A 22490-nucleotide genomic window follows, 5' to 3' on the forward strand; every position below is an offset into this window, starting at 1 on the left:
GTTTTTTACTGTTAGGAGGTTAACTTGACTAAATCCGCTCTGTTAGTTCTAGAAGACGGCACAGTGTTTCGCGGTACTGCAATCGGCGCTGACGGCATGTCAGTCGGCGAAGTAGTATTCAATACGTCTATGACTGGTTATCAGGAAATCCTGACTGACCCTTCATACGCGGAACAAATCGTAACTTTGACGTACCCACATATCGGTAATACGGGTACTAACAGCGAAGACGAAGAAGCGGGTCACATTTGGGCGAAAGGCCTAGTGATCCGTGATTTGCCACTGCTAGCAAGTAATTTCCGTAACGAGCAATCGTTAGATGATTACTTAAAACAACGCAATATCTTAGGTATTGCAGATATCGACACTCGTAAACTGACTCGTATTTTGCGCGATAAAGGTGCTCAAAACGGCTGTATTATTGCAGGTGATGATATCGATGAAAGCAAAGCGCTCGCAGCTGCGCAAGCCTTCCCAGGCTTAAAAGGCATGGATTTAGCAAAAGTAGTCTCAACCAAGGAAAATTTTGAGTGGCGTGAATCAAGCTGGACATTAGGCGAAGGGTTTAAAACCTTAGATGCGGCTGATGAAAAGTTTCACGTTGTTGCCTACGATTTCGGTGTGAAGCGTAATATCTTACGTATGCTTGTAGACCGTGGATGTAAACTAACCGTTGTACCTGCGCAAACCTCAGCAGCAGACGTGTTAGCACTAAACCCAGATGGTATCTTTTTATCAAATGGCCCAGGTGATCCAGAACCATGTACATACGCAATTGATGCAATTAAAGCCTTTTTAGAAACAGAAACACCTATCTTTGGTATTTGTTTAGGGCACCAATTATTAGCATTAGCATCGGGCGCAAAAACCGCAAAAATGAAGTTCGGTCATCACGGTGGTAACCACCCAGTGAAAGACTTAGACCGCGACGTTGTAATGATTACTGCGCAAAACCACGGTTTTGCTGCTGACGAAGCAAGCCTACCTGCTAACCTTCGTGCAACGCATAAATCATTATTTGACGGTACATTGCAAGGTATTCATCGCACAGATAAGCCAGCGTTTAGCTTCCAGGGTCACCCAGAAGCAAGCCCAGGCCCGCATGATGCAGCCCCATTATTTGACCACTTCATCGACCTGATGCAAGCGCGTAACAACTAATTAGACTGGAGTAATAATGCCAAAACGTACCGATTTAAAAAGCATTCTTATCCTAGGCGCTGGCCCGATTGTAATCGGCCAGGCCTGTGAATTTGACTACTCTGGTGCTCAAGCGTGTAAAGCACTTAGAGAAGAAGGTTATCGAGTTATCTTAGTTAACTCGAACCCTGCAACAATTATGACTGACCCTGAAATGGCTGATGCGACGTACATCGAACCAATTCATTGGGAAGTTGTTGAAAAAATCATTGAAAAAGAAAAGCCTGATGCGGTCCTTCCTACTATGGGTGGTCAAACTGCATTAAACTGTGCGCTAGACTTAGACAAGCACGGTGTATTGGCTAAGCACGGCGTTGAGCTAATTGGCGCAACGGCAGATGCTATCGATAAAGCAGAAAACCGCGAACGTTTCGATGTTGCAATGAAAAACATCGGCTTAGAATGTCCGCGCGCTGAAATCGCTCACTCAATGGATGAAGCTCGCGACACTATGACGCGCATTGGCTTGCCATGTATTATTCGTCCTTCTTTCACTATGGGCGGCACCGGTGGCGGTGTGGCTTATAACATGGAAGAGTTTGAAGAAATCTGTGAGCGTGGCTTAGACCTTTCGCCAACCAGTGAATTATTGATTGATGAATCATTAATCGGTTGGAAAGAATACGAAATGGAAGTTGTTCGCGACAAAAAAGACAACTGTATTATCGTTTGTTCTATTGAAAACTTTGACCCAATGGGTGTTCATACAGGTGACTCAATCACTGTAGCACCAGCACAAACATTGACGGACAAAGAGTACCAAATCATGCGTAATGCCTCTATGGCAGTACTGCGTGAGATTGGTGTAGAAACCGGTGGTTCTAACGTACAGTTTGGTGTAAATCCAGTTGATGGCCGTATGGTTATCATTGAGATGAACCCGCGTGTATCTCGCTCATCGGCACTTGCTTCTAAAGCAACGGGTTTCCCAATTGCTAAAATTGCGGCAAAGCTTGCTGTAGGTTATACCCTTGATGAGTTACAAAATGATATTACTGGCGGTAAAACACCAGCATCGTTTGAGCCGTCAATCGATTACGTTGTAACAAAAATTCCTCGCTTTAACTTTGAAAAATTTGCCGGTGCAAACGACCGTTTAACCACGCAAATGAAGTCAGTGGGCGAAGTAATGGCGATTGGTCGTAACCAACAAGAATCATTACATAAAGCATTACGTGGTCTTGAAGTTGGTGCAACGGGCTTTAACCCGATAGTTGCCTTAGATGACCCTAAAGCGAAAGAAAAAATCATCCGTGAATTACGCGAGCCTGGTGCAGAGCGCATTTGGTACATTGCTGATGCAATGCGTCACGGTATGAGTGTTGATGATGTGTTCGAACTGACTAAGATTGACCCTTGGTACTTAGTACAGATTGAAGATATTTTAAAAGACGAAGCAAAAATTTCAGAAGTAGGCATGGCAGGTTTAAATGCTGACTTCCTGCGTAAATTAAAGCGTAAAGGTTTTGCAGACCCACGTATCGCTGAAATTGCCGGTGTATCTGAAGCTGAAATTCGTAAAAAGCGTCATCAATTAAACATCGTGCCAGTTTATAAGCGCGTAGATACCTGTGCTGCAGAATTTAGCTCTGATACTGCTTACATGTATTCATCATACGATGAAGAGTGTGAAGCGAATCCATCTGACCGTGATAAAATCATGGTTATCGGTGGTGGTCCTAACCGTATCGGTCAAGGTATTGAATTTGATTACTGTTGTGTACACGCAGCGCTTGCATTACGTGATGACGGTTATGAGACAATCATGGTTAACTGTAACCCTGAAACTGTTTCTACTGACTATGACACATCAGATCGCTTATTCTTTGAGCCAATTACGCTTGAAGACGTACTAGAAATCGTCCGTGTTGAAAAGCCAAAAGGCGTTATCGTGCAATATGGTGGTCAAACACCCCTTAAACTTGCCCGTGAGCTTGAAGCTAACGGTGTGCCAGTAATTGGTACTTCGCCAGATGCAATCGACCGCGCTGAAGACCGTGAACGTTTCCAGCAGTTAGTTGAGCGCTTAGACTTATTACAGCCAGAAAACGCAACCGTGACTTCAACAGAAGAAGCGATTGCTAAATCAGCTGAAATTGGTTTCCCTCTAGTTGTACGTCCTTCGTATGTACTAGGTGGTCGTGCGATGGAAATTGTGTATGACGAGCAAGACTTACGTCGTTACATGACAGAAGCTGTATCTGCATCAAACGAAGCACCAGTCCTACTTGACCGCTTCTTAGATAACGCGATTGAAGTTGACGTTGACGCGATTTGCGACGGCGAGCAAGTAATTATCGGCGGTATCATGGAACATATTGAACAAGCCGGTGTTCACTCAGGTGACTCTGCATGTTCATTACCTGCGCACTCATTAACGCAAGAAGTACAAGACGTTATGCGTAAGCAAGTAACCGATATGGCACTTGAACTTGGCGTAGTTGGTTTGATGAATACTCAATTTGCTGTTAAAGATGGCAAAGTGTATTTAATCGAAGTAAACCCACGGGCAGCGCGTACAGTACCATTTGTATCTAAAGCGACAGGTGTAGCACTTGCAAAAGTAGCGGCACGTTGTATGGCTGGTCAATCACTTGCAAGTCAAGGGATCACCAAAGAAGTTATTCCACCGTATTACAGCGTAAAAGAAGTTGTACTACCGTTTGCTAAGTTCCAAGGTGTTGATCCAATCCGTGGCCCAGAAATGCGCTCTACGGGTGAGGTTATGGGTGTTGGTGATACTTTCGCCGAAGCGTTCGCTAAAGCACAATTAGGTGCAAGCAACACTTTACCACGCGGCGGCCGCGCGTTACTATCTGTTCGTAATAGCGATAAGCCACGTATTGTAGAACTTGCAAAAACCATGACTGACCTTGGTTTTGAAATAGATGCTACAGGTGGTACAGCTGCAGCCCTTGAAGACGCTGGTATTACCGTTCGTCGAGTAAACAAAGTATTTGAAGGTCGCCCGCATATTCTTGATAGAATCAAAAATGGCGAGTATAGCTATATCGTGAATACCACCGAAGGTCGCCAAGCGATCGAAGATTCGAAGGTGTTACGTCGTGGTGCATTGCAACACAAAACTAACTATACCACGACCTTGAATGCGGCATTTGCTAACTGTACTGCAAACCAAGCAGACGACCGCAGCAAAGTGACGTCAGTTCAAGAACTACACCAGCGATTGAACTAAGGAAATGTGCCAAGGCCGTTATTCGCGGCCTTGGGATTAAGTGAGAAAAGTATGCAAACAATTCCGATGACAGTTCGTGGCGCAGAGTTACTGCGTAAAGAGCTTAACGAATTAAAAACAGTTACCCGTCCTAAAATCGTTGCTGATATTGCTGATGCGCGTGAACACGGTGACTTAAAAGAAAACGCTGAGTATCATGCTGCGCGTGAGCAACAGGGTTTTTGTGAAGGCCGTATTCAAGAAATTGAAGCGAAGCTTTCAAACGTACAAATTATAGATGTAACAAAATTACCAAACACAGGTAAAGTTATTTTCGGTACCACTGTGACAATTGTAAATGTTGAAACAGATGCAGAAGTAACCTACCAAATTGTAGGTGATGACGAAGCAGATATTAAAAACAATCGTATTTCGGTCAATTCACCGATTGCCCGAGGTTTAATTGGTAAGCAGGCAGATGATGCCGTTATTATCAAAACGCCAAATGGTGACGTTGAATACGAAGTTATCGAAGTTGAGTACGTTTAAATACTTTCCTGACTTTGCGTTTTTAAAAACCGCTGATTATCAGCGGTTTTTTTATGCCTGCAATCTGAACAAGTCGATTTAAGTGATCACAGTTAAAAGCTCGACATCAGTAAAAAAGTTAGGTACGTTGAGTTAACATCACCGTACCCATAGTAAATGGGACATCTCTGCATTTAACAATTTTGTAAGGAGTTTTATGGAATCGATTGTCTTCCCTGCGCCTCTACAGAGAGGTGATAAAATTGCCATATGTGCTTTTTCCAGTTGTGTTGAAAAGCCTTTTCATGCCCGCTTAGATGCAGTTATTCAGGGATTAAAGTTACGTGGTTATCAGGTTGTTGAAGGGGAGAGCCTTCGAGACTTTAAGTCAGCTAAAGATAGAGCTGATGAACTAACTCGCTTTTTACAGGATGATTCAATTGCTGCCGTTATGCCACCTTGGGGAGGAGAGTTGGCTATGGAAATACTGCAATTTATTAATTTTGATGCAATTAAGTCTTATCGGCCAAAATGGATTGTTGGCTTTTCTGATATCAGCACTTTTATGTGTATGCTAACAGCACGCTGTGGGTGGGCTACATTACACACAGCAAATTTGATGCAACAGCATCCTGATGAAACAGATCAGTATTGTTTGCAAGTATTTGATGTGTTGGCGCTTAACAAGGGTGAGCAGTTCAAGCAAATACCCGCTGAGTATTATCAAGAAAAAACAATCGATTATGCAACAGAGCCTAATTCATTATTTAACTTTACACAGCCTAGCCAATGGCGTTGTTTAAATTACAAAGATGCCAGAGACATTGAGCTAACAGGGCGGTTGTTTGGTGGCTGTTTAGACAGTCTCAATGTTTTACTAGCGACGCCCTATCTTGATTTACATTCGTTTAAACAACGTTATGCCCAAGAGGGCCTGGTGCTGTATCTCGAAAACGCAGAGCTGCCACCAACGGCTGTGGCGCGTAGTTTAATGGCGTTAAAGCTCAATGGTTTATTTACGGATATTAATGGCATTATTCTAGGTCGCAGTGCTTTAATTTACTCGCCTCATAAAGAGGTTGATTATTATGAGGCTATAGAGCTGGCGCTTGGGAAATGTATTTTCCCTGTTATTATTGATGCCGATATTGGCCATATAGCGCCAAATATGAGTTTAATCAATGGTGCTTTTTGTACATTTAAAGCCAGTATTAATAAGGGTGTCGCTAATAATGTGAGCTTGATCACTTCTTTAAAGTAGCTTTAGGCTCATGCACTGGCATGAGCCTACAATTATTTTAAAGTACGTCGACTATTTGCTCTTTTTCCAAACGAGACTTAGGTAATGTGGCGTTATAATCTTCACTGCTATCATGATAGCCAATCACCATTGCAACATCACAAATGTAGCCATTTAGTTCGTGTTTAAACTCCTCACCAATTAGTTGTGAATCTACTCCTTCCATCGGAGTTGAATCTATACCCAATCGCGCAGCAGCATGCATGGCATTGCCCAATGCTATATATGTTTGCGCTTTAGTCCACGCCGCATTATTGCCATTGTCATCTGTGTTTAAATCAACAAAAGCAAATGCGCCGAATGCTTGTTCTCGATTTTCTTTTGGTGTGCGACCATTTTTGATATCTGTATCGATGACTTGTGCATAATCATCGCGAGTATAGGTTGGGTTGTAAGCAAATAAAATAGTGTGCGAAGCTGCTTTTATATGAGGCTGATTAAATTGAAATTTATTTTCAAAAGTACGGTGCATCCGTTCTTTTGCCTGATCAGATTCAATAACAATAAACTTCCATGGTTGAGAGTTTATCGATGAAGGAGAAAGACGTATAGCTTCAATAAGAACAGCTAAATCTTCAGCTGGTACACGTTTAGTTTTATCATACTTTTTAGCTGTATAGCGTGTTTTCAAATCAGTAATTATTGGGTGTGTCATGATTGATTCCTGTTAAATTTTTTACAAGTGCTTGCCGTTGGATGAATATTAACGCTTGCATTAGGGTTGATAAACAGCATAATAATTGAATCATTATCAAATAAAATTAGATAATATGCAGGTTGACGATTTAAAACTGATATTAAAAGTTGCTGAGCTTAAAAGTATTACCCTCGCTGCAGCAAAACTTGATATGCGCGCAGCGACAGCCAGTGCTGCAATAAAACGAGTTGAGGCATCGTTGGGTATTGAGCTTTTTGTACGTACCACTCGTCACCTAAGGTTATCTGCAGCGGGGGAGCGATATATCCCTCAATGTGAGCAGGCGGTTGCGATGCTTGAAATTGCAAAGCAAAACCTCAAAGGTGAACACGATGAAATAGAAGGGGAGTTACGCGTTGCGCTTTCATCTGACTTAGGGCGAAATATAGTGATCCCTTGGATTGATGAAATTATGGACAAATACCCTAAGGTCAGCTTACGTACACACATAAGCGATAGTAATATAGACTTTTATCGTGATTCTGTAGACATCGCACTGCGCTATGGTTCGCCTAGTGATGCAAACGTGTATGGCTTTAAAATTTGCAATGTTCCGCGTTTATTATGTGCAACCAAAGGTTATGTCCTTGAGCACGGAAATCCGCAACACCCGGACGATTTACAGAGTCACGAAGGTCTTTTTTATCAATTACAAGACATAATCAATAATGTGTGGGAATTCACTGACGGCCAAAATAAATACAAAGTGAAAATGCAAGGTAAGCGTGCATCTAACGATGGCGATTTAGTGAGGCGTTGGTGTGTTGCTAGCAAAGGGCTTGCTGTTAAATCTGCATTAGATATTGCAGATGACCTCATCAATGATAGGGTAATAACATTAATGCCTGATTATCAACACACATGTGGTGAGCTGTGGCTTATTTGCCCAACCAGACAATCAATCACACCTGCGGTAAGGTTGCTGCGCGATGTATGCCGCGAAAAAGCAAAGGCAAAACTTACGGCATTAATAGATAAAGGTATTCTCGATAAGAGTGTTTTGAAGGACTAAATTTAAACGCGCTTGAATAAACACAAGCGCATTTTTATATTTAAATTCGTTGTTATTGACTATGTTTTTTAATTGTCCGCAGCTGATTAATAGCCTGTTGAGCGCTTTCACTGTTAGGCTCTAAGTCAAGTGCTTGTTGGTAACTTTGTAGAGCAAGTGAATATTTTTTTGCTGCCATATATGCTTCACCTAAACTATCATGGGTATTAGCTGAATCTGGGTATTTAGCAGCATTTAGCTCAAATATAGTAATTGCAGCCTCCAGCTCTTTCATAGCCATCAATTCATAACCGAAATAATTAATGCTTCTTTCTCTAAGGGCGATTTTTTGCACATCCAACTGGTTATATTTGCTCTTTAGTTTTGTAATGCCGCCAGTTTGCAAAGCATTATAAAGTTGGCTATCGACATTTTCAGTTGCAGCTTTATATGGCTTGTTATAAAAAATATCGGTCAAACCTCTGCTCATAGGTGTAAGTGGTGCACCGCCAGTATTATTAAGAATAACGACCAATAATTGATCTTCAATTATTCGGCTGATAAATGCATTGAATCCATCAATTCCTCCGCCGTGCTGAATTTGTGTCAGAGGTTTACCATATTTATTAGACTCTAACTGATTTACTTCCCAGCCTAGAGCATAATTACGTTGTTCGGAGACCGTATACATTTGGCTTTTCAGTTTTTCATTTAATAACGTGTTTGTGTAAAGAGCCTGATCCCATTTAACAAGATCGCGTGCAGTTGAGTACATAGAGCCCGCAGCGTAGGGGATTGACATATCTAAATAATCAGCATTTTTATAACCATCTAAATTATTGCTATACCCTGATGCACGCTGTGGGATTATTTTTGTGTGTGAGTCATAACCTGTATCATGCATATTTAGCGGCGTTAAAATACGCTGCTGAAGTACATCTTGATAGCGCTTTTGAGTTATCACTTCAATAACCGCACCTAAAATAAAGTAGCCTGAATTGCTATAACGAAATTGCGTGCCAGGTTCAAATAGTAGGTCTTCACTACACAATAATTCAATAAATTCATCAACAGTGTATGGATTACGGCTAATTCGTGTTCTAAAGTCTTTTGCTCGTGTGTAATTATCGAGCCCTGATGTGTGATTTAGTATCTGCCTTATCGTAATTTTATTACCAATATCTTTACGGTAGTTGGGCAGGTATGTGCTTAAAGGCGCATCGAGTTGTATTTTACCTTGTTGTACTAATTGTAAAATAAGCAATGCGGTAAACTGTTTAGTTATTGAGCCTATTCGAAACTTTGTCTGTGCGGTATTTTTAATATCCCATTCGAAATTAGCATGGCCATAACTTTTCTCAAAGAGTATATCGCCTTGCTTTGCCACTAACACATTGCCGTTGAATTGTTTTAGCTGATGAAATGAACTGACAAAATTATCCATTTTTTTGGCAACTGAGTTAGCCTTTACTACCTGTGTAGTGCTTAGTAATACAATTGTCAGCAAGGCAAAATAGAGTCTACAAACGGTGGTTTTCATCGTTATCCTGTAATAAGTTCGATTATTTAATGAACTATTCATATCGCGGATAGCAGACAAAGTAAATCTATATCGTGTTGATTTATTGTGATTAAATCACCGATTGTTGCTTTTTAGAATATAAAAAAGCCCGCGCTGTAAACAATGCGGGCTTGTTGGTTGGGATATCAAATTTTATAACTGAGTAGGGTTAGCTTTGTTATCAATAACACCATTCTTTGTATAAACATCAATAACAGGGTCTTTACCGCGAACTTTACGAATCACACGTTTAAGATCCTCCAGTGCTACATATTGGCATGGAATCAAAATCAGAGTAATTACGGTGGCAAATAGCACACCAAACGCCAGCGATACAGCCATTGGAATAACTATTTTTGCTTGTAAGCTGGTTTCCATAATGATTGGAAGTACGCCAATAAATGTAGTGATTGAAGTCAACAAAATGGCTCTAAAACGACGTGCCCCAGCTTGCATAACCGCATCCTTGATTGCAACGCCATCAGCACGGGCTTTGTTAACAAAATCAACCATAACTAATGAATCGTTCACAACAACACCCGCTACCGCGATAATGCCAAAGATTGATAAGCCGCTCATGGTCATACCTAAAATCATATGACCAAACATAGCGCCAATTACACCGAATGGGATCACTGACATAATGATTAGTGGCTGTGAATAAGAGCGAAGTGGTATCGCTAATAATGCGAATATAATCATCATTGATAATGCAAAATCCCGCACTTGCTCAGCTACACTGTCCATTTCTTCTTGAATACGTCCGGCAACACTACTTTGCACGCCCGGGTAATTTTTAAGTAGGGCAGGTAAGTATTCATCACGTATCTCTTGTGCTATTGCAAATGGTTCTACTTGGTCAGTATTAACAGCAGCCCATACATTAATCGTACGTTTTGAGTTTTCACGGCGAATACGGTTAACACCATCGACCAAGTTTACTTGCGCAATTTCTGCAAGTGGTACTTCAGCACCGCTTGGTGTAATGATACGTACACTTTCAATATCGCTAATTGAGTTACGTGCCTCTTCAGGGTAACGAATCATCACCTTAATTTCTTCACCATTACGTAAAATACGCTGTGCTTCAAGGCCGTAATAGCTAAAGCTTACTTGTGATGCAACATCTGACAGTGTCAGCCCCATGCTGTAAGCAAGAGGTTTAAGGTCTAGTTGTACTTCATCTGTGGCACTTTGCATTGAGTCATTTACATCACCCACACCTTCCATACTGTTTAGTTTTTCTTTCAGTTTGGCTGCAACCTCTTTAAGCTGCTTATTATCCTTACCTTCTAAACGAAAGCTAATATCGCCATCATCTCGTCCACCATTCATTATACTGTCTTCAATTGTTAGTGTTTTAACACCAGGCAGAGGTGGCATTTGTTCACGCCATAAGGCGCTGAGCGCAAACGTATCGATAGGGCGTAAGTCTGGTTCAATCAATATAGCCATAATGCGAGCATTTGTACGACCACGCAGGCTTACTGATAAATCACGCACCATCGCAGTGCCGTATTGTTCTTTAAGTTGTTCATCAACGTCTAAAATAACTTGTTCAATTTGCTGTATCGTTGCCAGCGTAGCTTGTTCTGACGACGCTAAGTTCATTTCAACCGAAATACGTGGAAAATCATGAGGGATTTTTGGGTTTGCAACAAACTTAACTAAACCACCAGCGAACATACCGCCACTGACTATAAGTATACAAACAAAGCCCATGATGACGGCGTAACGGTAATGAATACAACGTGCAATAAATGGCGTGTAGTAGTTTTGTACAAAACGTTTCAATCCGCCATCCATGACTGTGCGTAAGCGATGTAGCGGGTTTTTAGGATTAGGTTTACGTACTTTCATTGCAGCCAAATGTGCAGGAAGTATTAATTTTGACTCAATTAATGAGAAAATTAAGCATAAAATAATCACCCCACCAATGGCTTTAGAAAACGCAGCCCCTGGGCCTGTGGCTAACGTTTGTGGTAAAAATGCAGCAATGGTGGTTAACACCCCAAAAGTGGCAGGCATTGCGACACGTTTAACACCGCGCACAACGTTATCAAGAGAGTGGCCGTGTTTTTCAATCTCAGCACTGGCGGACTCACCAACAACAATAGCGTCATCAACGACTATTCCCAGTACCAGTATAAATGCAAACAAAGAGGCTAAGTTGATTGTGACATCTAAAAAGCCCATCGGCATCATTAAAAAGGCACCTAAGAACGACACGGGTAAACCCATCATTACCCAAAACGCCAAACGCAATGGTAAAAAGAGTGCCAGTACGACCATAACTAATATGCCGCCCCATACCATGTTGTCGACCATCATATCCAAACGGCCTTCAAGGTAGTACGTTAAGTCAACAATCGGTGTTAATTTTACGCCCGCTGGCAGAGTGTCGGCTTTATTCGCTAAATATTGCTTTAAAACTTTAGCGACTTTAGTGATGTCTTGATCTTTTGATGCATTTACTTCGAAAGAAAGAGAGTTTTTACCGTTATATTTAGAGTATTGAAGGCCTTCTTCAAAACCGTCGTTTATAGTAGCCACATCCCCCAAGAATACTTGTGCGCCGTCAGGCAATAATATTAAAGGGAGTTTTTCAAACTCATTACCACGGTAGGCTTGTTTTTCAACACGCATTGAAATATAGCCATTTTCAGAGCGTATTTGCCCCGCTGACATATTTGCTGAAAACGCACGTACAGCGCTTGATATATCTCTAAAGGTTAAACCATATTCACGCAGTTTATCCGGGCTTACTTCAATTCCTATTTCGTAGTCTAAACCACCGTTAAAATTAACAAGATTAATTTGCGGCAGTGCTTGTAGCTCATCTTTTATGTTATTACCAAGTTCTTTTAATTGGTAGTTACTCATGTCACCGTATAGTGCGAGTATCATTACTTCTTGCTGGAACTTATTGTGACGAACAATAGGGCGCTCCATGCCAGCAGGAAAGGTATTGATAGCATCAACTTGCATTTTTATTTCGTCGAGCACTTCCTTAGTATCGTACTTTTCATCAACTTCAACCCATGCTTGCGAAAAGCCACGATTTGAATAAGTGATTTTACGTTTTAAGCCTTCTAACCCTTCAAGGCCCTCCTCAATTTTGATTGTTATGCCTTCTTCGACCTCTTGAGGCGCTGCACCAGGGTACACTGCTTGTACGCTGATCCAGTTATTTTCAAACTGTGGAAACATCTGTTTGCGTATTGAAAAGGCCGTTAAAATACCGCCCACTAAGATAAAAATCATGAGCAGGTTGGCGGCAACAGGGTTGCGCGCAAACCAGGCTATTAAGCCTTTTTCACTGTGAATGGTCATGGCTTATTCCTCTTTTAACGCAAGCTGTGTTGCGCTTTTAGGAGATGCTAAATCATTCAGTTTTACTTGCATCCCTTCGGTAGGAAACTCCAGTGCTGAGGTGATTAATTGCTGACCTTGATTGAGCCCTTCACTGGCGATCACCATGCCATTTTGTTCACGGACAATGTTAAGTGTTTTGAATGACAACGTTAAATCATCATTTAAAACGGCAATTTTGTTGTCTTTCACAAGGTGATGAGGAACAACAATCGCATTACTCAGTGTTTGTCCTGTGATGGTGGCGTTAATGTATGAGCCAAAACGCAGTGGCTGTTTACTTTGATAAGGTGTATTTACTTGAGCGACCAAATAGCTCATACGGCTTTTTTGATCGATAACACCTTCACTGCGTACTATTTTGGCTTGCCATGTTGTTGGTTTGCCAGCATATTCAGCCGTTAGCGTTGCAGTTGCACCAATGCCTCCATTTTCTAAGTACTGGAGTTCTTTATCGGCAACGGGTAAACGGATTTCAGCAATTGATGTAGAGCTTAATGCACCAAATTGACTACCAGGATTAACAACACTCCCAAGGCTGATATCACGCGCAGCAATAATGGCATCGTAAGGTGCTTTAATATAGGTGCGTTCTAAGTTTCTAACAGCACGCTTTTCGGCAGCTTGAGCAGCACGATAGCGTGCAAGCTTTTCAGCTAATTGAGGTTTACGTAAATAAAGATTAGAAGGGATTACTTGGTTAGAGTCATCTTTTATACGATCCCATTCAGCTTTTGCAACATGCGCTTGGGCACGTTCAATTTCTAAATCAGCGCTCGCTTGCGCTAAACCTGCTTGTGCTTCAATAAGTGCAGCTTCATAATCATTTGGGTCAATTCGTGCTAAAATGTCGCCTTGGCTAACAAATCCACCTTGTACAAATTGTTCTGATACATAGACAACTTGACCACTTACCTGAGCGACTAATTGTGTATGATCTTTAGCTTTAACGACACCATACGACTTTACATCTAAGGAAATGGCATCAAGGTTTACTGCATCAGTAGACACGAGTGGACGAGTATCTTGTTCTGGTTTTTCTTCTGGTGGCTGTTTCATTGATGAGAAACCAGCTGCCAGTGCTATGCCGCCGACGAGTACGGCAATAGGTAGAATTATTTGTTTTTTAGTAGCCACGGGGCTTTCCTCATAATTAGGTGACAGCCTAATGATAATGAATAAAGTATTTATATGTCGTGTGAAGATGTAACAAGTCATTACATAATTAACAAAGTGGTGGTATTGGGTAAAAAGGGGTAAATATGAAAACACAAGCTATGAGCTGTCGATTGGGGTGCGGAGCATGTTGTATTGCACCGAGCATTAGCTCTCCAATTCCTGGTATGCCAAATGGTAAAAAAGCTGGAGAGCGATGCATTCAGTTAGATAACAATAACTTATGTAAATTATTTGGTGATGAAAGCAGGCCGAAAGTGTGTAGCGATTTTACTGCTACTGTTGATGTATGTGGGCAAACGAATGAACAAGCGTTAACTTTAATTACTGAATTAGAGCAAATGACGTGATTTTTGAGCTGAAAAAATAAAAAAACCGCGTAAAAAAATGCGGTTTTTTGACATATCTTTTTTTAGCCCTTTACCAACTGTATGTTGCGCTGAGGGTGTATTGTTCGCCGCGACCCTGTGTACCGGGTATTTCTTCAAACGATTCACCCCATAAGTTATCTGCCGCAAGGGTAATAAATAAGTTGTCAACGACCGTTGGCGTTACCTTTAAGGTTAAGTGAGTAAATAAAGCTTCGTCATCGCCACTGCGTAATGCATTTTCATGCTGCTTACGCCACTCATTATCAATGCGAAACTCTAACATATCTGTAGGGGTCCACACTGCGCCGAGGGTAATACGGTGATCAGGAAAGTTTAATGCATAAAAACTGGCATCAATATCCTTTGCGCCGTAGGTTTCTGACTTGTGCAGATAGGCATAACTACTAACAAGTTCAACAGTATCAAACTGTTTAGTTGCTAAAAGCTCCACGCCTGAAGTGTCTATATCTACTGGGTTTGCGGCGCGGGCAAAGACAGAGTCAAAGCTGTAAGTCCAATCAGTTAAGTTTTCATCTTGACGATAAAACAGTGCTGAGTTTAGTTGCCAAGTTTGTTGTTCAAGTAACAAACCAAGCTCTATATTTTGTGTAGTTTCGCGCTCTAGGTTGTAATTACTTCTAAATAATCCACCAGAATCACTACCGCCAATGGCTGTGTAACCAGCAACTTGGCTTGCTTGCGCAAATGATAAATAAACCGTACGTTCAGTGCCATCAGTATTCACTGTGTTCCAGTTTATATCGCCTAGTAATGAAAACTCTGAATCATCTCTATTGGTATCATCATAGGCTGCACCTAAACGAACTGTCAGTAATTGATTATTGGCAATAGCTGCTTGATACTCAGGCAACACACTTAATTTATAATAATTACGCGAGGTAAAGTTATTCTCAAGCGTGGTTGATTCAATTGAATCTTCAATAAACTGAGCTGAGTAATTTAAAGCAAATGATTGACTTTGGGCATGTCGGCCTGAAAAACCTAACGATTTAACTTCGGTCTCATGAAAAGCTTCAAAGGCACTTGGGTTTTCACGAGAATAAATATAATGATCGTTATTTTTGCGATAATAAGCCGATACTTCAAATGAGCTATCAGCTGCATAGTTTTGCTGATGATTAACTAAAAACAGTTCAGTGTCTAAGTCTTCGGTTTCATTTACACCAAAAGGAGTATACATATTTGGCCAACCAAAAAACTTCTGCTGTGAGCCATAAAAAATATCAGTTTGTGATTGCGGCCCACTCAATTGTACTCGCCCTGATGCACGACTAAAGTCATGATCGCCATACTCTATGGTGCCGTCACTTTGTGAGTGTGAATATTCACCTTGAAAGCCTAACTGCCATTCTTTCAACCCTTCAAGAGGCATGGTAATTCCCGCATTCACGCTTTGTAGATTAAAGTCATTTGAACCAACACCCAAGGAAACACTGCCACCGGTGTTGATTGGTGTCCAACCAAAATCAATTGTTCCCACTGAGCTATTCATACCATAAAGAGCATTATCAACACCTGTAAATATGGCTGGGCTACTCAGCATTTGTGGAGCGATAGGGATTTCAGCAAAATAATGCCCAGATTGCGGGTCGAATAAAGTCGCACTACCAACGCGAAAACCCGTGTTTTCGAAAATACCGCCACGTATTGTTACATCTGCTTGCGCCTCTGCCATATTACGTGATTGCAAATCAACACGCGGGTCATACTCTAAGTTAGACACAGGTGCATCAAAGGTGCCTACAGGTAATTGATTTGCAGTAGGGGATGCACTAATGGTAATTTTTTCTATTTGAGCTAATTCATTTGCTTCATTTGAATAAGCGTAGCTTGATAGGGGGATCATTATAATCGGTAGTATAAGGTGCGGGGCACGTTTCATTTTTTACTAATCTTCTTTAAGTTTAAGCGCTAAAAATTAAATGCGTATCACATTATGTGCGTGATAATATAAGCGTTTTGCAAAGTGATTTTGCGCCGTATTGTACAGCAATAATTAAAAACTGCATTTTATAATCGAGAATCCAATTAATACGCTCTAGGTTTTTTGTGAGCAACAGATACCAAGTAGGTAAAATTATGGCAAAACAGCAGCATACCATCTACTTCGCAGGCGGCTGCTTGTGGGGTGTACAGGAGTTTATGAAGCACTTACCAGGGGTTGTTAGCACTCAAGCTGGTCGTGCCAATGGAACCAGTAATAATACCGGCGGTGACTATGATGGATACGCGGAGTGCGTAAAAGTTATTTTTAACCCTGAAGCCGTTGCGCTAGAACAGTTGTTCAACTACTTTTTTGAAATTATTGACCCTTACAGCATTAACAAGCAGGGGGAAGATGAAGGCGAGAAATACCGAACGGCTATTTATAGCCAACAGCCTGAGCATTTAACCGCTGCTACCAATTACATCAACCAGCGTGACGATGCAAACAAAATTGTCGTTGAAGTAAAGCCGCTAACAAATTATGTAAAAAGTGATGATGAACACCAAGACAGGCTCACACATTTTCCTGATGATTACTGTCATATTCCGTTGTCGTTGTTACATAAGTATAAAACAAAATAAGTTTTATTCAGACACAAAAAAGCTCACTAAATCGTGAGCTTTTTAATACTTTAAATTAAATTTTACTGGTTCAATTTTCCTGGTGGGAAGCCAGATAGAATTGTTGCTACGGCTTTGTTTACTGCTTTAGTGCGCTGTTCAGGAGACTGTTTTTTCTGTAACCGACCTTCTCGGGCACCACGCCAAACTAATTGGTTTGATTCACGGTCAATCACATCTAGAATAAGTGTACCCACTTCGTATTCATGTGTTGTGGTTTGCGTGTTGTAGCCTAAGCCCCAGTAATTCCAACGAGCGCCATAGCCTACATTAAATGTATCAGAATCAATTTTAGTATCCACTGAAGCATGATAGTTGAGTAATACGTCAGCACTGTTTTCATCAACCAGTGACATACCTTGCGCTTGTAATTGTGTATTCACAGCTTCGCGAACGCGCTGTTCCATTAAAGGACTCATTTGATAATTGTCTGCATTAGCTAAGGTAGCCTGAGGCATCCAAGCAAATGTTTTATAGTTACTAAAATCAACTGACTTATCATAATCAATATCAGGGGTTTTAGCGCATGCTGCCAACATTAATACAGCAGCTGCAATAAATAGGTTTCTCATGGGTTTGCTCCTTGGCAAATTTTATAGCTCTACTGGTTTGATAACATAACATAAAAATAATTCAACGGAATGTTATCTTTTTAGTCAATTTAGTTAAAATATATACAACTATAGAGCAAGATTAGTTATTACTAGCTGAATAACCAATTAACTGACTGTAATTTAGTCTTTACTCATGTTCTACTTCTATCCAGTCTTTTTCATCTACCCAGTTTTGTGCACCATCTTTAACTGAACGAATTGGCACAATGTAATCACAACTAACTTGTGGTTTTACCGAGGCAAAAATTGGCACAAAACCAAAGCTTAAGGCAGTTTCAATTATTGCCTTTTGGTTTTGCGGATCGATATCGGCCGCTTCATCAATGTAAATTGGAATACGGTATAGGTTTTGTTCTTGGTCACTTAATAAATAGCGAATAAACAACATGCCGCATAACAGTTTAATGGTTATACGGGTACCGTTTGAACCGGCTGAATCAATTTTATCAAAGTGTTCAGTCTCACCTGCGCGGTTAACCACTTCAAAACGTATATCAAATAAGTCGGTCAGGGTTAAGCCAGCTTTATCAGAGGCCAGTTGAATGAGGTGATCTTTGGCTTCGTTTACTGCGTTTTCGCTATAAGGTTCTTGGCTTAGTAAATCAAGGGTATCGCCTTGCTCAAACTGATTTGAGGTGCTGATAATCGTATCAATACTATCAACCAACATTTTGCGCGGTATTACGTTAATCTTAAACGCTTGTAAGTTTGAAATACGATGCTGGCTTATGCCTTTATTAAAACTATTCATTTCACGGCGCAGGCGGTCTAAGTCTTCACGCAGGCCTTTTATAGTGGCCGCTACTTCTGTAAGGGCAACGCGGGCATGGCGTTCAACGGCATCACGTTCATTATCAATATTATGATATGCGCTGATCAGTTTTTGATATTTAGTAAACTCGTCGTTTTCATTATCAAATTTCGTAATACCGGCATTATAAATATGCAAATAGGTATTACGTACGTTGATATCAAAATTACGTAGCTCTTGGCAGTCTTTATTAAAGTGATGTACTAAATCGCTTAAGTTATCAAAGTCGATTTGAATATCAATCATGTAAGGAGTAACTTTGCCGCTATATAAATCAAGGGTATGGTCGATTCGCTCAGATTTAACTTGGCGCAGACGATCGGCTTGGCGTGAAATAAATTCTTTTTTAGATTTTATAATCGAACGTCTGTCCGCAATTGAGCCGCTATTTTTTTGAATATCTTGTAAGTAGTCATCAACCTGATCGCGCTCGGCAATCAACTGCTCCTTAAGCATCGCTTGGGCATCAATTGATTGCTGCATTACTTCATATTGCTCAAAGCGTTTTAGTGCGCCCTCACAACTCATTAGCTCATCGTATAGCGCATCTTTTTCTTTTTGTTTATCAGCGACATTAGCGGCTACTTCCCGCTGCTGTTTAAATTCTTTTAACGAATTTTCAAGGGCACTTAGCTGTGCTGTAAGCTGCTCCTTATTTTCGCCTGTTTGCATTTGCACAGGAGAAAGCTTTTTCAGCTTAATGGTCGCGCCGGGCAGGGTAAGAACGCCGCCTTTAACGTTATCAGATAATTGCGCTAAAAATTCGCCAAAGGCATCTTCATCGCTGATATCAATATCGCCACTGCTGGTGGTCGCAAACGAGAGAATATCTGGGTTTAAAATACGTGAAATTTCTTCCACTTCTTTTAGCGATAAGTCTTCACGCATTCGGGTGAACAAATTAAATTCAAGGTTTTTAAGTTGCAGTTTTAAACTTTTAATTTGTTTTTGGGTTTCGCTAATACGGTAATCAAGAGTATGTAAACTTTGTCCTTGCGCACTATTAATTGAATGCGATAGTGACTCATAATCTTGTTTTAATTGGCCAAGGTTAGCTTTTAGCGTTGCCATATTAACCAGTTCAAACTCAGCTTTTAACGCATTAAAGTCTAAAAACCATTGCTCAATTTGGGTTTGCTTACGTTCTATATCACGCGACTGCTGTACATACAGCTGCTGCTTTTGTTCAAACTCGTGTTTTTCGTGTTCAATGTCTTCTAGGGCAACATTAAGCTCGCTGAGTTGTGCCTCTTGGTACGTATCAAAGTCTATTAACGCTTGGTCAATTTTTGGCGCATACGCAGCGAGTTTGCCTTTCAGTACAGTTTGGTTTTCCAGCATAGACTCAAGTGCGCCTATCGGCTCTTGCATTGATTCAAGGGCTTTTAATTCACGCTTAGCCCGATTCACTTTGTCAAATGAGCGGCGCCATACTTCATAAAAGTCGACTTTTGAGTTAGACATATGACGTTCAAACACGCGCAGCATAAAACGTTTAACATCTGCAGCACCGAGCTTGTGTAAGTTTAGTATACGACGGAAAATTTCTTTATAAATTGCTGAGTCTTGCACATTATTAAGCGGGATCATTTTTAAGTTAATGTCGCCATCATACGGCGTCGCGCCACCGGTAAGTAGGGCGTTTAACTCTTGGGCTTTAAGTTCAATTGGGTTAAAGCCTTGCTCTTTTAGGTGATTAAACAGCTTAGTGAACTTAATAATGGTTTTGCCTTGAGTGTATTGCTCAAGATCTAGTTTGCCTTGATAGCAAAAAAACTGATGGGCGTAGCCAGCAATTTTACCAAGGCCAGCAACACCGATGACCACTGGGCCTTGCGGTAAATTTGCTTCGAGTAAGATGTAAGACTGATCAGACGAAAAATAAAACTTACGGGTTTCATCTAAATCATGGCCGTCCCACTCGGTAAGGCGTAAATCGTTAATAAGCGGAAATTGCAAAGCGTTAATAACCGAGCTTTTACCCGTGTTATTCGGGGCGCAAATAGAGCTACTTTTATCAAGGGGAATAACACATTTGGCATAACCTGCGGTATTTAAAAGCGCCAGTTTACTGAGGCCGTAAAGGTTGTTCATTACTCGTCCTCTCCTAGGTAGGTTTCTTCGTTTACTTCCATTAACGCGTCAATATAGCGATAAACAGGGGCTTGCAGCATAAAACCGCCTTCAACTTCACGGGCAAGGCCTAAGCGAACCATACGTAAGTACACATCTTTGCGTAAATCTGAGCCTGAAAAAATCTCTAACTGATCAAATAAATGTTTGTTCATTTGCACTAAAGTTTGCATTAATTCTAAATCGTTTACTTCATCAAACAACGCACGCATTGGGTCTTTACCGGTATTGGCGTAGTGCTCAATTAATATGTATATAGTGAGCGCGATTGCACGGGAGATTTTGCCCATATTCGGCGTGCTTTCGTCACTAGCAAAATAATAAAAGCCGCGGCTATCGTGCTGTAAGTCGTGGCCGAGTGAGCTAAATAGCGCACTGTATTGCTCAATGTGTTGATCAAGCTCTTGCCACATTAAGGTGTCTTGTTCACTAATGTGGTAACCCGTTACCAGTTTTTTATTGATAGCTTGTAGGTGGGTTAATTCTTGTAAATTAATTTGGGTCATAATAGTTACTCATTCCCTGTTTGATTTTGTTCTGTGTCAACAGGCTTGGTATTAGAAGGCTTTGTATTAAACGGAAAGAGCGAAAAGTGCTGTCCGGCGATTTTAACCCGCATTTTCTCGTCGCTTTGGCTGATTTCGATATCAGTATCGCTAACGAGTTTTTGATATAAAAATAGCATTTCGTCGGCTTCAAGTTCAGGGTAGCTCTCACCCAGAAAAGTTAATAAAGGCTCTGGCTTTTTACGTTTAGCATTAAAACGCTTTTTAAAGCTGGTTTTAACATTGTTATAATCTGGAATATTGGGTGTTACATATGCTGGTACATCTTGCTGATCAGGCAATTCATATTCACTGTGCTCAAACTCTACCAGGCCTGCCATGTAAGCGACCATATGACGTTGCTGACCCAACGAAAAGCGCTGTGCGTCAGAAACAAAGTGCGGTTGCACACTGCTTAGCATGTTATCTACGCCATTTTTACGAATTAAGCCAAGTACTTTCGCCGCTTGGCGGGTGATCATATTATTACGGCGTAGTTCTTCACGCAGGGGCATTAGCATATCGGCACTTTTACGTAAGCTCTCGCGCCCGACAAGGTGCATTTCTAATATACGCGTACGCAATTGCTCTAGCATTCGTTTATCTTGATAGGCTTTACCGGAGCGTTCGATATGAGCTATTTGGGTACTTATTTGTTCTTCAATGGTATTAAAACAGGCGTGGAAATCGCCGCGAATATCCACCATTTCAAGCATGGGTTCAATGTATTCATCAAAGGCTTCAATCACGGCTTTGTAACGCTTTTGTAGCGATTGCACCGCATTGTTAGCTTTAGCTTGCTCAACAATATTCAAAATGGCATTTTCATTGTGGGCAAACAGCTTCATTATTTTACGCACCCGATCATCCATAATACGGCTAAAGCGGCGTAACTCATCATAATCTTCAATTTCACCGGCATTAGCAAGGCGGTTACCCAATCGAGCTAAGTCATCTACTAAAACACTAATTTCTTGTGCAAGCCCTAAATGTTCTTCTTGCAATAAAAAGGTCGCAAAATCGGCAATAGCACGATTAATTTCAAGTTGTGACGATTTCGCCAAAGGAATAATAATATCTTGATTTAAAAGTCGGTTGGTTTCTTTATAAATACGCTCATTTGACCAAGTAGGTTGTTTTTGTTTGATCGCATTTTGTACGTCTTTTAAGCTAAAATCAGCCATTTTAAAACGTTTAAATAATAGTTCTAACATTCCCCAGTGTTCAGTAAGGGTATTTAGCAACTTTTTAGCTGGGATCATAACGCTCCAGTAAATCTAATATAGGCTGTATCAGCGATTAGTTAAAAAAGGTAAATGGCAATAGTTTTACAAAGCCTTTGGTGCTAGACTGCGCGCCGTGTCACACAGATGACATAAAGAATGCAA

16 protein-coding genes are annotated in these 22490 nt (G+C 40.9%); 7 read left to right on the plus strand and 9 right to left on the minus strand.

Going from position 1 to position 22490, the window contains the following annotated elements:
* Positions 1-24: 24 nt before the first annotated feature.
* The 4 genes from carA to ACHUE3_RS03760 all read left to right on the plus strand — a co-directional run bounded on the left by carA (position 25) and on the right by ACHUE3_RS03760 (position 6164).
* Complete coding sequence (carA, locus tag ACHUE3_RS03745) at positions 25-1161, plus strand: glutamine-hydrolyzing carbamoyl-phosphate synthase small subunit (protein WP_099295738.1); 1137 nt, start codon at positions 25-27, stop codon at positions 1159-1161.
* Positions 1162-1177: 16 nt separating this feature from the next.
* A complete protein-coding gene (carB, locus tag ACHUE3_RS03750) occupies positions 1178-4396 on the plus strand; it encodes a carbamoyl-phosphate synthase large subunit (protein ID WP_099295737.1) in 3219 nt (1072 codons plus the stop codon).
* Between the two features lie 51 nt (positions 4397-4447).
* Complete coding sequence (gene greA / locus ACHUE3_RS03755) at positions 4448-4924, plus strand: transcription elongation factor GreA (protein ID WP_087531652.1); 477 nt, start codon at positions 4448-4450, stop codon at positions 4922-4924.
* Between the two features lie 196 nt (positions 4925-5120).
* The gene (locus ACHUE3_RS03760) at positions 5121-6164 is read left to right on the plus strand and encodes a S66 family peptidase (RefSeq protein ID WP_394190358.1); all 1044 of its coding nucleotides are present in this window, start codon (positions 5121-5123) and stop codon (positions 6162-6164) included.
* A gap of 37 nt (positions 6165-6201) precedes the next feature.
* Here ACHUE3_RS03760 and ACHUE3_RS03765 read toward each other — a convergent pair whose 3' ends face one another.
* Positions 6202-6858: a nitroreductase family protein gene (locus ACHUE3_RS03765; protein WP_394190360.1), complete on the minus strand. Its 657-nt coding sequence runs from the start codon at positions 6856-6858 to the stop codon at positions 6202-6204.
* A 115-nt stretch (positions 6859-6973) separates the two neighbouring features.
* On the opposite strand from ACHUE3_RS03765, the gene ACHUE3_RS03770 reads away from it, so the two are divergent.
* A complete protein-coding gene (locus ACHUE3_RS03770) occupies positions 6974-7912 on the plus strand; it encodes a LysR family transcriptional regulator (protein WP_394191629.1) in 939 nt (312 codons plus the stop codon).
* Positions 7913-7964: 52 nt separating this feature from the next.
* Here ACHUE3_RS03770 and ACHUE3_RS03775 read toward each other — a convergent pair whose 3' ends face one another.
* From ACHUE3_RS03775 to ACHUE3_RS03785, 3 genes are all read right to left on the minus strand, one after another.
* Positions 7965-9431, minus strand: a complete 1467-nt coding sequence (locus ACHUE3_RS03775) for a serine hydrolase (protein ID WP_394190362.1) — start codon at positions 9429-9431, stop codon at positions 7965-7967.
* 174 nt (positions 9432-9605) lie between these two features.
* A complete protein-coding gene (locus ACHUE3_RS03780) occupies positions 9606-12785 on the minus strand; it encodes an efflux RND transporter permease subunit (RefSeq protein WP_394190364.1) in 3180 nt (1059 codons plus the stop codon).
* 3 nt (positions 12786-12788) lie between these two features.
* Positions 12789-13961 carry an efflux RND transporter periplasmic adaptor subunit gene (locus tag ACHUE3_RS03785; RefSeq protein ID WP_394190366.1) on the minus strand — a complete coding sequence of 391 codons (1173 nt, stop codon included), beginning with the start codon at positions 13959-13961 and terminating at the stop codon, positions 12789-12791.
* Positions 13962-14086: 125 nt separating this feature from the next.
* Here ACHUE3_RS03785 and ACHUE3_RS03790 point away from each other — a divergent pair, with 125 nt between their 5' ends.
* Positions 14087-14350 carry a YkgJ family cysteine cluster protein gene (locus ACHUE3_RS03790; RefSeq protein ID WP_394190368.1) on the plus strand — a complete coding sequence of 88 codons (264 nt, stop codon included), beginning with the start codon at positions 14087-14089 and terminating at the stop codon, positions 14348-14350.
* A 70-nt stretch (positions 14351-14420) separates the two neighbouring features.
* On the opposite strand, the gene ACHUE3_RS03795 is transcribed toward ACHUE3_RS03790, so the two are convergent.
* A complete protein-coding gene (locus ACHUE3_RS03795) occupies positions 14421-16274 on the minus strand; it encodes a TonB-dependent receptor plug domain-containing protein (protein WP_394190370.1) in 1854 nt (617 codons plus the stop codon).
* A gap of 197 nt (positions 16275-16471) precedes the next feature.
* On the opposite strand from ACHUE3_RS03795, the gene ACHUE3_RS03800 reads away from it, so the two are divergent.
* Positions 16472-16960 carry a peptide-methionine (S)-S-oxide reductase gene (locus ACHUE3_RS03800; RefSeq protein WP_394191631.1) on the plus strand — a complete coding sequence of 163 codons (489 nt, stop codon included), beginning with the start codon at positions 16472-16474 and terminating at the stop codon, positions 16958-16960.
* A 62-nt stretch (positions 16961-17022) separates the two neighbouring features.
* On the opposite strand, the gene ACHUE3_RS03805 is transcribed toward ACHUE3_RS03800, so the two are convergent.
* The 4 genes from ACHUE3_RS03805 to ACHUE3_RS03820 all read right to left on the minus strand — a co-directional run bounded on the left by ACHUE3_RS03805 (position 17023) and on the right by ACHUE3_RS03820 (position 22364).
* Complete coding sequence (locus tag ACHUE3_RS03805) at positions 17023-17571, minus strand: DUF4136 domain-containing protein (RefSeq protein WP_394190372.1); 549 nt, start codon at positions 17569-17571, stop codon at positions 17023-17025.
* Between the two features lie 169 nt (positions 17572-17740).
* A complete protein-coding gene (locus ACHUE3_RS03810; protein WP_394190374.1) occupies positions 17741-20518 on the minus strand; it encodes an AAA family ATPase in 2778 nt (925 codons plus the stop codon).
* Entirely contained in the window at positions 20518-21063 is a 546-nt protein-coding gene (locus tag ACHUE3_RS03815; protein ID WP_394190376.1) for a condensin complex protein MksE, read from the minus strand. Before ACHUE3_RS03815 ends, ACHUE3_RS03810 begins: the two co-directional genes overlap by 1 nt.
* Before the next feature lie 5 nt (positions 21064-21068).
* Positions 21069-22364 (minus strand): hypothetical protein, encoded by a 1296-nt coding sequence (locus ACHUE3_RS03820; protein ID WP_394190378.1) that lies wholly within the window; start codon positions 22362-22364, stop codon positions 21069-21071.
* Between the last annotated feature and the right edge of the window lie 126 nt (positions 22365-22490).

Source organism: Pseudoalteromonas atlantica (assembly GCF_043641955.1).
GTDB classification, from domain to species: Bacteria; Pseudomonadota; Gammaproteobacteria; order Enterobacterales; family Alteromonadaceae; genus Pseudoalteromonas; species Pseudoalteromonas atlantica_A.